Raw genomic sequence first — 12,222 nt, forward strand, 5'->3', positions numbered from 1 at the left:
TCTGGGCGGCACTGGAATCGCCCATCACGGCAACAGCCGCGCCAACGTCAACAACGTCCTTGCCCGCAACACTTAGATGTCCGCCACCGCACTGCTAGCGGACATCTAAGGCCCACATCCGAACACCCGCACACACCGTGCGCCACTCATGGGGAAGCGATGATCATGACCGACACTCGGGCAGTCCACCTCACCGATCTACGCAGGGGCGACCGAATTGAAGCATGGCGGGGGCGGGAGAAGCGCTACGTGGGAATTGTCGACCTTGTGGCCGCTGACCTAGGCGTGGCCTGGATCCACGAGGATGAACTCGGGGAGCGGAAGCTGCTCGATGCCCACGAATACACCCTGTATCGCAGTGTCCGCTCAGCGCGGCGTTGAGCCCGTTCCCCACCAACAAGGACGGCCACGCCCTCATCAGCTCCAGCCCAATTCCGCTGTCGCGCTTGTAAGAGCAGTTCCATGTCTTCCCTCCTGCGACGGCCGCCAGTGGAAGGTCGACGGTCGCGGGAGAAATGAGGCAACGACAGGTGTTCCGGTGAGCAGCGGCCTCGGGCCGGTCGGTGGCCCGAGGCCGCTGCTGCGTTTGGGCCTTCGGAGGTGCCCTGAGCCCGGGGTTTAGGCTCCCCGCACGACGTGGCCCAGTTGCTGACGGTCGTTCGCTTCGACACGCTCGTGCACGGTGGTGATGGCGTGTAGTACCCGTTCGACGGTCATGCCGCGTGCGGCCATCGCGGCCTCGGCGGGTGCGGACACACCGAACTCGTCCACACCTACGATTTCCCCCGCGGGTCCGGCGATGTCGGCCCACCCGAAGGTGGTCGCCGCCTCCACCACGACGCGGGCGGTGATGTGCGGGGGAAGCACGGTGTTGTGGTAGCTGGCATCCTGTTCGGCGAACCATTCACGGGAGGGCATGGACACGACTCGGACCGCGATGCCGTGCTGGCTCGCGCTTTCGGCCGCTGCCGAGGCCAAGGCCACTTCACTGCCGGTGGCGATCACGATGACATCAGGGTCCTCTGTGTCCACGACGACATAGGCCCCCCGGCGGACCCCGGCGAGGACCTGGGCGGCGGGGACGTCGAGGACCGGCACCGGCTGTCGGGCCAGGACGAGACCGACGGGCCCGCTGCGTTCTAGGGCGACGAGCCATGACGCGGCGGCCTCCACGGCATCGGCCGGCCGGACGACGGAGAAGCCCGGAATGGCGCGCAGGGCGGCGAGGTGTTCGATCGGCTGATGAGTGGGCCCATCAGCACCCAGAGCCAGGGAGTCGTGAGTCCACAGATAGACCACAGGCAGCTGCATCAGCGAGGCAAGCCGGATGGCGGGGCGCTGGTAATCGCTGAACACGAAGAACGTTCCAGCGAACACGCGTGAGCCACCGACCAGGGCCATGCCGTTCATTGCAGCACCCATCGCGTGCTCCCGCACCCCCCAGTACACGTTGCGGCCCTGGCGGTCGCCGACACCGGTGGTCTCGGGCAAGAACGGCCCGCTGCCCTGGATGGCCGTCCGGTTGGACTCGGCCAGGTCGGCCGACCCGCCCCACAGCTCCGGCAGCACCTGGGCCAAAGCCTGGATGGTCTTACCCGAGGCATCACGGGTGGCCAAGGACTGTCCCACCTCGAAACGAGGCAGCGACTGCTCGAGGCCCTCGGGCAGAACCCGGTCGGTGGCACGTCGACGCTGCCGATCCAGCTCGGGGTGGGCAGCGGCCCACTGCTGTGCTCGGGCGTCCCACTCCTGATGCAGAGCGGCGCCACGCTCGACAGCACCCCGGGTGTAGGCCAGGGCATCCTCGTCGACCTCGAAGGCACCGGAGGTCACGCCGAGGATCTCCCGCAGAGCGGAGGCCTCGGTCGAGCCCAGTGGGGCACCATGGGCGGCGGGGGTGTTGACGGCATGGGGGGCCGGCCAGGCGATCTGCGACTTCAGGATGACAATGCGCGGCCGGTTTTCCTCCTGCGGTCTCGAGAGTGCTGCGTCGAGGGCGGCGACGTCCACGTCCCCGTCGGGGGCCAGCCCGACCCGTTCCACCTGCCAGCCCTGGGCGGCGAAGCGCCCAGCCGTGTCCTCGGCGGTGGTCATCGCGGTGTTCCCGTCGATCTGGATGTCATTGTCGTCATAGATGACAGTCAAGTTGTCCAGCTGGTGCCGCCCGGCCAGGGCGCCGGCCTCATAAGAGATCCCTTCCTGGAGGTCACCGTCGGAGGCCAGGACCCATACCCGCCGATCGAACGGTGAGGTGCCCGGGACCGCGTCGGGATCGTGCAGGGCGCGATCGTGCTTGATGGCCATGGCCATCCCCACCGCCATCGCCAGTCCTTGACCCAGCGGGCCGGTGGTGGTTTCCACGCCCGGGGTGTGGTGAACCTCCGGGTGTCCCGGGGTCCGCGAGCCCAGGGAGCGGAAGCCGCGCAGGTCCTCCAGGGACAGGTCGTAGCCGGTGAGGAAGAGCTGGGTGTAGAGCAGGATGCTGGCGTGCCCGCAGGAGAGCACGAAACGGTCCCGCCCCTCCCACTGGGGATCGCGCGGGTCGTGCCGGATGTGCTTCTGGAACAGCAGGTGGGCCACTGGAGCCAGGGCGATGGCGGTGCCCGGGTGGCCGGATCCGGCGTTCTCGACGGCATCGAGGGCCAGGAGCCGGGCCGTGACCACAGCGGCTTGATCAAGGTCGGCAGGTTGTGTGCGCATCTGGTGCTACTCCATTCGGTGACTGCGGTGAATGCCTCGACGGTACCTCCAGAAGTCATGACGTCATAATGAATTTTGACGTAGGACGTAAAAGATTGCGACTTGGATCACAGGACCGTACAGTGGCCATATTCATCATGACGACCTGACGACCTGATGCCTCGTGGGGACGACAGGCCACCGGTTTCTAGCGATTGAGGCGGAGACGACGATCATGCTCAGCACTACAGGTACGGCCAGGACAGGAACGGCCAAGTACGCGGCCGTTCGCGATCATCTCCTGGATCGGATCGAGCACATGTCCCCGGGAGACCAGTTGCCGCCGGAGCCGGTTCTGTGCAAGGAGTACGGCGTCAGCCGCATCACTTTGCGGCACGCCGTGGACGAAGTGATTGCCGACGGCCGCCTGATTCGCGAACAAGGCCGCGGAACGTTCGTGGTGGAGCCGCAGTATCGGCGGCAGTACCGGGAGCGGTTCGCCGATGAGGTCACCGGCTTCTATATCCAGCAGACTTCCGAAGGTTTTTCGGTGACCACCACGGTCCTGGCTCAGCAGGTCGTGCCGGCCGGGGTTCGGGTGGCCGAGCAGCTGCAGCTCAACCCGGCGGACAAGGTCGTGGAACTGACTCGTCTGCGTTATGTCAACGGCACCCTGCACCACCACGTGGTGACCTGCCTTCCGTGGCAGGCCTACCCCGACACCGCGACCGCCGACTTCTCCGAAGGCTCCCTCTACCACTACTTGAGGACCGTCTACGGCGTCGTCTTGACCCGCAACGACCTGGTGGTCTCGGTGGAACCGGCCGATGCCACGGTCGCCCAGCACCTGGAGGTGCCCGAAGGGGAGCGGTTGCTGACCGTGGCCTCGACGGTCTACGACGCCGAGGGCGCCCCCGTCGGATTTGGCATCTCCCGCCACACCCCTGCCAACAGTGAACTCGCCTTCAGCCTGCGCAGCAGCTGAGACGAATCCGCGACCACGATCCTTCCCCTCACGAGGACCACATGCTCAGAGACTACCTGACCCAAGACACCGTCCAGTTCGCCCACGACGTGGAGGGCTGGCGGCAGGCCATCGACCAGCTGGCCACCCCCTTGCTGGAGAACGGGGCCATCACCGCCGACTACATCCAGGCGATGAAGGACTCGATCGCCGCCGGCGGAACCTACATCGACCTAGGCTTCGGCATCGCCCTGGCCCACTCCCGGCCCGAGAACGGGGTGGTGCGCACCGGACTGTCCAGCCTGCGGGTCACCCCTCCAGTCCTGCTCAACGACGAACCGTCCCACCCCATCGACCTGTTCCTCTGCCTAGCGGCCCCTGACAAGTCGGGGCACCTGGCGACCATGAAAGAACTAGCCCAACTCCTCGTCAACGAGGAACAACGCACCAACCTGCTTGCCGCCACCACACCTGCCGAAACGCTGGCAGTCATCGAGAACATCGGAGCCCACAAATGAAATTCCTCGCCGTCTGCAGCACCGGACTGGGCAGCAGCTTCATGGTGCACATGAACATCGAGCAGGTCCTCAAAGAACTGGGGGTCGCCGATGTCACCGTGGACCACGCCGACCTCGGCTCGGTAGCCCCAGGCGACGCCGACGCCATCTTCGTCGGCAAGGACATCGCCGAGGCCGCCCAGAGCCTGGGCGACGTGGTGGTGCTCGACAACATCATCGACCTCGACGAACTGCGCACGAAGGTGCGCGAAACCGCTGAGCGCAAGGGCCTCGCGGTGACTCCCGGAAGGAACAACTAATGCAGGCACTCCTCGATGTCCTCCTGGACATCTTCCGCCAGCCCGCGGTCATCGTCGCCCTAATCTCCCTCATCGGCCTGACCGTCCAGCGCAAGAGTTTCAGTGACGTGCTCAAGGGCACGGTGCGCACCCTCGTCGGATTCCTCGTCCTGGCCGCCGGGGCCGGGGTGGTTGTGGCCTCCCTGGACCCGTTCGGCCAGATGTTCCAGCACGCGTTCAACGTCCAGGGCGTCGTGCCCAACAACGAAGCCATCGTCGGGCAGGTCCTGCTCAACTACGGCTCGGCGGCCGCCCTGATCTTCTTCTTCGGCATGATCGTCAACATCGTGCTGGCCGCAACCTCCCGCTTCAAGTACATCTACCTCTCCGGGCACGTGGCCTTCTACATGGCCGCGATGATCGCGGTGATCCTGGGCGTGGCCGGCTTCGACACGTGGGCCGTGGTCCTATGGGGCTCCCTCGCCCAAGGCCTGGTCATGACCCTCTCCCCGGCGCTGGTCCAACCCTTCATGCGCCGAGTCACCGGCAACGACAACGTGGCCCTGGGCCACACCGGCGGCGCCGGCATCGCCCTCAGCGGCCTCGTCGCCCTGCTCACCCGCGGCAAGGGCACCTCCAAGTCCACCGAGGACCTCACCATTCCCAAGGGCCTGGGCTTCCTGCGCGACACCACCGTCATCGTCGCCCTGTCCATGGGGATCATCTACCTGATCGTCACCGTGTTTGCCGGGCCCACCTACGTGGAGACCGAACTCAGCGACGGACAGAACTACATCGTCTACGCCCTCCTGCAGGCCGCGACCTTCTCCGCCGGCGTCTTCGTCATCCTCGCCGGGGTGCGCGTGGTCCTGGCCGAGATCGTGCCCGCGTTCAAGGGCATCTCCGAGCGTCTCGTGAAGAACGCCAAGCCGGCGCTGGACGTACCGATCGTGTTCACCTTCGCGCCCAACGCCGTGCTCATCGGCTTCATCTCCAGCTTCGTCGGTGGCATCCTCGGCATGCTGGTCATGGTCGCGGCCGGCACGGCGATCATCGTCCCCGGCGTCGTCGCCCACTTCATGACCGGTGCCGCCGCTGGAGTCATCGGCAACGCCACCGGAGGCCGTCGCGGCGCGGTGCTGGGAGCCTTCTCCAACGGTGTGGCCATCACCTTCCTGCCCCTCATGCTGCTGCCGGTGCTCGGGGAAATCGGCTTCGCGAACTCCACGTTCTCGGACGCCGATTACGGAATTGTCGGCCTCTACCTCGGCGGGCTGTCCGTGGGCGGCGGGCAGGTCGCCGTGATCGGCGGAATCGTCGTGGCCCTGCTGGGCGTCTACATCGGCAGCGCCTGGCTGCGGTCCCGTGAACAGCGGGCCCAGAAAAACCAGGTCCCCGCCACGGTGACCACCACCAACTGAGAGCCACCACACCCCGGCTCTGATCCACCCGTTCACCTTGGTGGCGGCCGCACCCGAACATGGTGCGGCCGCCACCGCCATGCGAAAGGCCATAATGACTGATCACCGTATCGAGGGCATCCTTTTCGACTGCGACGGGGTGCTCGTCGACTCCCTCGAGGCTGCCGCACGAGCCTGGGACGCCTGGTCCTTGAGCTACGCACCTGACTACGACTTCCGCACCATGATCGAACACGGGGTGCGCGCGGCCGACACCGTCGCTACCCTCGTCCATGCCGACCAATTCACCCGGGCCGTGCGCGACCTGGAGATCGAAGAATTGAACACCGTCGAAGGAACAGTGGCCATCCCCGGGGCCGTCGCGCTGACCACCAGCCTCGGCACCCTGCCCTGGGCCGTGGTGACCTCCGGCACGCGCCGACTCGCCCACGCCCGACTGCGGGCCGCCAACATCCCCTGTCCGCGCGGGGTGGTGGCCGCAGAAGACGTACACCAGGGCAAACCCGCCCCTGAACCGTATCTCAAGGGCGCCGAACTTCTCGGCGTTCCTCCCGACAGGTGCGCAGTGTTCGAGGACGCACCAGCCGGAATCGCTGCAGCCCGAGCTGCCGGCGCGGGGCTCGTTGTCGGTGTGGGTCTAGCCGCCGCCGCTGCCGGACCCGACATCACGATCCCCGACCTCACTGCTGCCCGCTACCAAGACAGTCTTCTCAGCCTGACCCGGAACTTGTCCGGTTAGGGCGAGCACGAACGTGTCCGCCTCCTCCGGCATCGCAACCGATTGGTTGCGAAACGAAATCAGCTATCTCGCCAACGAGAAGGGATCTGTCGCCCAGGAATCGCTCCACCGCGTTCCCCGCCGAAGGATGCAAACCGCCCATACCTACCCGTGCAACCAACGGGAATAAGCGCAACTTGAACAGAAGAAAAAGGGCAAACAGAGTTCACCCCTCGCTGGAAAGACGCTCTTCCATCAAACCACGGGCCCGCGCCAACTCGGATCGACCAAGATTAATTAATTCTGCCGTCGTGTCGACAGTACGGGCAGCCCGTTTCACCGCCCGAGTCAATGTCTGTTCCATGGAGGGAACTTGCAAGAGTCCCTCCGAGAAGGAAACCACACCATCGTATGCGTCTGCGAAAGCGGCCTCAGCGGACCGCATAGATTCTATATCGTCTTTCAACTGTTTACGCTCGGCCTCAGACTCTGCGCCGCGACTTCGTGCAATGCCGTTCGCGCTTTCAGCAATTCGATCCAATGCTTTTTCAAACAATGGATTTTGAGCGCTTATTTCATTGGTGTAATTGTCGAAGTCATTTGCCATAGCGCGAAGCATGGTACGCATTAGAGACATTGACTTAATCCCCGAGGTGGCCGACGCCTGGGGGAGCTGATCAGACCGCGTGGTAACCTTATTGCCAATTTCCTCTGTGGCCGCTGCAATGATGCCCGCAATTTTAGTAAGATCGTCGCCACTTTCAGCAAGCTGCAACGTGTAATCGAGTAGTCCTGGTTCAACCTCCTCGTCGGAGGGTTCTTCATCACCGCTTGATGAATCCTTTGGCGCGTGCCTAGGTGCCATGGCTACCTGGTTAGGTTGACCGAGAAAATTTGGGGCAAAATCTTGTACCGGATTGCTAAACTCAGCTGTTCCATCCACAACACCACGAGCAATCTCTGCAAGACGCTCCTTCAGTTTGGGAGCCTCTATAAAGCCGGTAGAGTATGCGTTTGCCCGATAGGATTTAAGGTCGAATGGGAGTTCGCTGATGTCTTGAGTAATCATTACGGTGCGCTTCCCCATTGCATGCGCAAGTCCTAATTCGTACATTACATTGCCGTTTAGTCCGCTTACATCGACGATCACAAGATGTGCCGACGCCAGCTGATTGACAATATCCTTTAGAATTTGTTGCTGATTTATGGACAAGTCTGCTCTCGTAACCGAAAATCCATTTTCGGCCAGTGCTGGCTCAATCAAATGCGAATAGACGGAATCTAACTCAGGATCGAACGGCATAAGGACAAACGCTTTCCAATCTGACACGGGAGTCTCCTATCTTGGGGGGTATCCATGTCTACCGCATCTCAGCGCTCATGCAGCAAATGGCGACATACCTGGGGATACTTAGCGGTCCACACAATAATGCCTTTTATCGCGTGGGCCTCTGGTCATTCTGGAGCTAGAAGCGGGGGAGAGAAAGCAAATTGTTCGTCCATTGGCCGTCCGCGTAGGTACGCAGGTACGGAAGACCCTGGGCGGGACGAACGACACCTACCCGAGCACGCTGGGCGCCGCTACCGACGTAGGCCATGCCCTTCTTGACGTCGATCCAGTCGACCATGGTGCTCTTGTCACTGGAGCCAACGTCTCCGCTATCGCTGCGCCACTTGTAGTGGGTGATGTACTCGTGGCCCTCATACATGCCCGACAGACGGATGTGCGTGATTTCGATGCTCATGGACGGTCCCCTCCCGCGATGGAAGCGCCTGCTGAAATGCAGATGCCTTTGCATCTAGTAAACCCCCGCAGTCCGACACGGAAAGCGTCGGAAGCACTTTCCCGCCGAATGTGACTCCCGGCAGATTCAACCGCCACATCTTATGCATCATGGGCGGCTCGCAAACGTCCCCCTTAGCGCCTGGGCCGATCCGTAGGCTGGGGGGATGGCAAGAGCAGGGCACAACCCAGTTGATACTCCTCGTTTTCCCTCCGACGTGATTGGTGTCGCGGTCATGGAAGAGGGGGTGTTCGAGCCTGCAGCGACGTGGGAACACGCCATCCGAGGGGCTATTGAAAAGCAGGGTTTTAGAGCCGATTCGCGGTTTTTCCACGGCCGCGGCGCTGCGGCTGGCGGCCCCGAGGCCCTTTTCCAGATCCTCCGCTACGCCTTCGAAGCGGGTGGAGCTATCTCCCTACTGATCACGACAGAGCAGTTGGTGCGCCGACGGCTTCAGCGTCGCCAGGGCGCACGTGTAGTTGGTACGGACAGAGCTGTCCCGCGCATTTATGTGCAGCTGTCCCATGGGCGTCCTACTGACACCACAGTTCCACCACCGTTGACTACCCGAGATCTCGTACGGGTACTACCAGCAGTGCGTGAGGTACTGGAAGGGCACAGCAACTACATCGTGGATCTGGAGGGTGGCACTCGGGCAGGGGGGTCCTTGTGCGTGTACTGGTTGGAACCTCACGACCTCAAGGGCAGAGCATTGCGCAGGCTTCTTCGTCTCTCCGAACAAGCTCAAAAGCGTCCTGATGACATCCGTACCACCGGGGTGTCCTTGCGTGCCCTTTTCTGGCAGGCCCCCTGGAAGCAGCAGAACATTCGCAAGCACAGCCAGTAGCTCAGACGAAGGTGGAGGAGCTGCCTATGGTGGGCAAAGTCAGGTGACCAGCAGCGGTCAGCGCCCCATCCCCGTGTCCCTGTCCCTGTCCAAGGGAGAGACCATGTATGAGCGCGCCTGCTCTCGTTGTTGGACAGGAGTTGCCCGGCCTCGGCTGACCGGGTGTTCACGGGCCATCATCTGCCGGATCCGGGACGTCTCGAGGAGCTGCTGCTTGTAGGCGAGCAGTCGGGGATCGGTCTCGTTGCGCTTGGCCCACCAGTTGGCGACCTGGCCCATTTCGGCCAGTTGGGCTTGGCTGATCTGCTGGTGCCGGCGCTCGGTGGCCTCAGTCTGGACATCAGCTACCCGGGCCTGGTACTTGGCCTTGGACTCCAGCAGTCCTTTCTCCGGCACCTGCACCCGCTGGGACGGGGGTGGGGCGTTGAGGACCTGGGAGAGTTTGGACCATGCCAGGGTCTTGTCCAGCTGGGAGGCCTTGAACCAGACCGGCTGTCCCGCCTCGTCCATGCGCCCGGTGCCGAACTTGTACCCCGACATTCGCCCCGTCGTCGCACGGTTGGCCTCAAACGCCACCCCCGCCTTCTCCAGCTCGGCATCGAAGCCCTCAGTGCCGCCGCCGACCGCTCGGGCCGCACACGCCCGGATCACGGTGGCCAGTTCCACCCGCTCCGGCGGCACATGGGTGCGCAGCGCCTGGTGGCGTTCTCCGCGGGTGATCTGGTGATCGGCCGCCCGCCGGGACACCCTCGTGGTCTCTCGCGGAGCCGCCTGCAGCCCGTATGCCTGCTCAAGCTCGGCACACGCGGTTTGGGCCTGGCGGTAGTCCTGGCGCCCGTGCCAGACCTGCCCGGTGTCGGTGACCCTTGAGGCGGACCAGGTGCACGTGGTCATCGGCGTGCCGAACCACCACCCATGGGCGGTCCTCCAGGCCCATCCGGGTCATGAACGCCGTAGCAGCATCGCGCCACTCCGCATCGGTTAGCGCCCGATCCCCCGGTGCGCAGCGCAAAGAGACCTGCCAAATCGGCGTGGAGATCTCCGGGCGCGAGGCCGCCGCCTCGCGCAGCTCTGCGGCCCAGCGTCCGGTGGTGTCCCCGCGCATCGCCAGGGTCCCGCCGATCACGATGCCCCCAACCTGCTCGGCCCCGTCGCGGTCACGGTAGGTGTGCAGCGCGGTCTTGCCCGGCCCGTGCAAATATGCGGCGATGTCCCCGGCCCGGGACCCGCGGGTGATCTTGGCGATCATGAGCGCAGCGCTTCCCGGATCTGGCCCATCACGGCCTCAGCCGCATCCACCCGTGCCGTCAGCTCCGCCGCCGCGGCCCGGTCCAAGCCGGAGACGTTCGCCGCGCGCACGGCCTGATTCAGGTTGTTGCCCACCCGGGCCAGCTCCGCCCGCAGTGCGGCGACCTCCGGGGGCGGACCGGTGCCGCGCGGTGGCCGGTGAGCAGGCCGGCCATGGTGGTGCGCACCCAGGTGCCCAACCGCCCGGAACCGGCCTCGGCCGCTGCCGTCGCAGTTGAGTCCCTGATAGTGGTGTAACACCGGTCGCCGCGCCCCCGGCCCCTTGGACATGGGCGCGGCCACCGCGTGATCCTCCGAGTCAACCTCCTACAGAATCCTCGAACGGAGTCATCACGATGACCGCACCTCACGTTGTCGGCCCTGCCAGCGTGTTGGGCGAAGCCTTGTCCGAAGCAAGCCCGGACATGATGCGCCAGTTGCTGCAAACCATGCTCAACGCTTTGCTGTCCGCCGACGCGGACGCCGTGATCGGCGCCGAGTGGGGCCAGCCCAGCCCGACACGCACGACCCACCGCAACGGCTACCGCCACCGCGACCTCGACACCCGTGTCGGAACCCTCGACATCGCTGTGCCGAAGCTGCGCTCAGGCACCTACTTCCCCGACTGGCTCATGGAACGACGCAAACGAGCCGAGCCCGCACTCATCACCGTCGTCGCTGACTGCTACCTCGCCGGCGTGTCCACGCGCCGCATGGACAAGCTGGTGAAAACCCTCGGCATCAACGCGCTGTCGAAGTCCCAGGTCAGCCGCATGGCCTCCGACCTCGACCAGCTCGTCGAGGACTTCCGCCACCGCCCCCTCGACGATGCAGGCCCGTTCACGTTCGTCACCGCCGACGCCCTCACGATGAAAGTGCGTGAAGGAGGCCGCGTGATCAACACCGTCGTCTTGCTCGCCACCGGCGTCAACAATGACGGCCACCGTGAAGTGCTCGGCCTGCGCGTGGCCACGAGCGAAATCGGGTCAGCGTGGAACGAGTTCTTCGCCGACCTCGTCGCCCGCGGCCTGAGCGGCGTCTTGCTCGTCACCAGCGACGCTCACACCGGTCTGCGCGAAGCGATCAGCGCGAACCTGCCCGGCGCGAGCTGGCAACGATGCCGCACCCATTACGCCGCGAATCTGATGGACGTCACGCCCAAGAGCGTGTGGCCAGCGGTGAAAGCGATGCTGCACAGTGTCTACGACCAACCCGACGCCGATGCGGTCAACGCTCAATACGATCGCCTCCTGGACTACGTCGACGACAAGTGGCCTGCCGTGCACGAACGCCTCGACACAGCCCGCACGGACGTGCTCGCGTTCACGAGCTTCCCGAAAGAGATCTGGACCCAGATCTGCTCGAACAACCCGACCGAGCGCCTCAACCGCGAAATCCGTCGGCGCACCGACTCCGTCGGAATCTTCCCCAACCGTGACGCGATCGTGCGCCTCGTCGGCGCCGTCCTGGCCGAGCAAACCGATGAATGGGCCGAAGGACGCCGCTACCTCGGGCTCGACGTCCTCGCCCGCTCACGTGTCGCTATCCTCACCGACCCGCCCACCGAGCCAGGACACGAACCCATGCCCGCACTCACCGCCTGAACCCACCCGCGAAGGATCACCCTGTTACACCACTGCCCGGGACTTGACCGGTGGCCGGGATGGCCCACCAAGCGGTGGGAGCATTGCCGTCCGCGCTGGGTCGCAAGGCGATGGAAACGGCG

The 12,222-nt window shown here is 64.5% G+C and carries 13 protein-coding genes; 7 read left to right on the forward strand and 6 right to left on the reverse strand.

All coding sequences use genetic code 11. The annotated features are described in order from the left end of the window. Positions 1-249 precede the first annotated feature (249 nt). Positions 250-381, forward strand: a complete 132-nt coding sequence (locus RF646_RS12975; protein ID WP_368836197.1) for a hypothetical protein — start codon at positions 250-252, stop codon at positions 379-381. A gap of 237 nt (positions 382-618) precedes the next feature. Here RF646_RS12975 and tkt read toward each other — a convergent pair whose 3' ends face one another. After that, positions 619-2,700, reverse strand: a complete 2,082-nt coding sequence (tkt, locus tag RF646_RS12980) for a transketolase (protein ID WP_368836198.1) — start codon at positions 2,698-2,700, stop codon at positions 619-621. A gap of 214 nt (positions 2,701-2,914) precedes the next feature. Here tkt and RF646_RS12985 point away from each other — a divergent pair, with 214 nt between their 5' ends. The 5 genes from RF646_RS12985 (at position 2,915) to RF646_RS13005 (ending at position 6,599) form a co-directional block, all read left to right on the forward strand. Further along, complete coding sequence (locus RF646_RS12985) at positions 2,915-3,664, forward strand: GntR family transcriptional regulator (protein WP_368836199.1); 750 nt, start codon at positions 2,915-2,917, stop codon at positions 3,662-3,664. A gap of 41 nt (positions 3,665-3,705) precedes the next feature. Further along, positions 3,706-4,161, forward strand: a complete 456-nt coding sequence (locus RF646_RS12990) for a PTS sugar transporter subunit IIA (RefSeq protein ID WP_368836200.1) — start codon at positions 3,706-3,708, stop codon at positions 4,159-4,161. Further along, on the forward strand, positions 4,158-4,460 hold the full coding sequence (locus RF646_RS12995; protein WP_368819256.1) for a PTS sugar transporter subunit IIB: 303 nt from the start codon (positions 4,158-4,160) through the stop codon (positions 4,458-4,460). The genes RF646_RS12990 and RF646_RS12995 overlap by 4 nt, the downstream gene beginning before the upstream one ends. Continuing rightward, positions 4,460-5,860, forward strand: coding sequence for a PTS ascorbate transporter subunit IIC (locus tag RF646_RS13000; protein WP_368836202.1), 1,401 nt, complete (start codon positions 4,460-4,462; stop codon positions 5,858-5,860). Before RF646_RS12995 ends, RF646_RS13000 begins: the two co-directional genes overlap by 1 nt. A 94-nt stretch (positions 5,861-5,954) precedes the next feature. After that, the gene (locus RF646_RS13005; protein WP_368836203.1) at positions 5,955-6,599 is read left to right on the forward strand and encodes an HAD-IA family hydrolase; all 645 of its coding nucleotides are present in this window, start codon (positions 5,955-5,957) and stop codon (positions 6,597-6,599) included. A gap of 205 nt (positions 6,600-6,804) precedes the next feature. On the opposite strand, the gene RF646_RS13010 is transcribed toward RF646_RS13005, so the two are convergent. From RF646_RS13010 to RF646_RS13030, 5 genes are all read right to left on the reverse strand, one after another. Next, positions 6,805-7,908: a hypothetical protein gene (locus RF646_RS13010; protein ID WP_145007943.1), complete on the reverse strand. Its 1,104-nt coding sequence runs from the start codon at positions 7,906-7,908 to the stop codon at positions 6,805-6,807. 136 nt (positions 7,909-8,044) lie between these two features. Then, the gene (locus tag RF646_RS13015) at positions 8,045-8,323 is read right to left on the reverse strand and encodes a DUF3892 domain-containing protein (protein WP_368836204.1); all 279 of its coding nucleotides are present in this window, start codon (positions 8,321-8,323) and stop codon (positions 8,045-8,047) included. 943 nt (positions 8,324-9,266) lie between these two features. Beyond that, a complete protein-coding gene (locus tag RF646_RS13020; protein WP_368836205.1) occupies positions 9,267-9,956 on the reverse strand; it encodes a hypothetical protein in 690 nt (229 codons plus the stop codon). Positions 9,957-9,999: 43 nt separating this feature from the next. Continuing rightward, on the reverse strand, positions 10,000-10,458 hold the full coding sequence (locus tag RF646_RS13025) for a hypothetical protein (RefSeq protein WP_368836207.1): 459 nt from the start codon (positions 10,456-10,458) through the stop codon (positions 10,000-10,002). Further along, on the reverse strand, positions 10,455-10,592 hold the full coding sequence (locus RF646_RS13030; protein ID WP_368836208.1) for a hypothetical protein: 138 nt from the start codon (positions 10,590-10,592) through the stop codon (positions 10,455-10,457). Before RF646_RS13030 ends, RF646_RS13025 begins: the two co-directional genes overlap by 4 nt. A 260-nt stretch (positions 10,593-10,852) precedes the next feature. Here RF646_RS13030 and RF646_RS13035 point away from each other — a divergent pair, with 260 nt between their 5' ends. Further along, positions 10,853-12,100 carry an IS256 family transposase gene (locus tag RF646_RS13035; RefSeq protein WP_368836209.1) on the forward strand — a complete coding sequence of 416 codons (1,248 nt, stop codon included), beginning with the start codon at positions 10,853-10,855 and terminating at the stop codon, positions 12,098-12,100. Positions 12,101-12,222: the final 122 nt, after the last annotated feature.

Origin of the sequence: Kocuria sp. CPCC 205261 (assembly GCF_040981025.1) — a bacterium.
GTDB lineage: Bacteria > Actinomycetota > Actinomycetes > Actinomycetales > Micrococcaceae > Kocuria > Kocuria marina.

Coding starts and splice junctions, on each gene's coding strand:
- tkt (WP_368836198.1), bottom strand. CDS start 2,700: ATGCGCACACAACCTGCCGACCTTGATCAAGCCGCTGTGGTCACGGCC.
- RF646_RS12985 (WP_368836199.1), top strand. CDS start 2,915: ATGCTCAGCACTACAGGTACGGCCAGGACAGGAACGGCCAAGTACGCG.
- RF646_RS12990 (WP_368836200.1), top strand. CDS start 3,706: ATGCTCAGAGACTACCTGACCCAAGACACCGTCCAGTTCGCCCACGAC.
- RF646_RS12995 (WP_368819256.1), top strand. CDS start 4,158: ATGAAATTCCTCGCCGTCTGCAGCACCGGACTGGGCAGCAGCTTCATG.
- RF646_RS13000 (WP_368836202.1), top strand. CDS start 4,460: ATGCAGGCACTCCTCGATGTCCTCCTGGACATCTTCCGCCAGCCCGCG.
- RF646_RS13005 (WP_368836203.1), top strand. CDS start 5,955: ATGACTGATCACCGTATCGAGGGCATCCTTTTCGACTGCGACGGGGTG.
- RF646_RS13015 (WP_368836204.1), bottom strand. CDS start 8,323: ATGAGCATCGAAATCACGCACATCCGTCTGTCGGGCATGTATGAGGGC.
- RF646_RS13025 (WP_368836207.1), bottom strand. CDS start 10,458: ATGATCGCCAAGATCACCCGCGGGTCCCGGGCCGGGGACATCGCCGCA.
- RF646_RS13035 (WP_368836209.1), top strand. CDS start 10,853: ATGACCGCACCTCACGTTGTCGGCCCTGCCAGCGTGTTGGGCGAAGCC.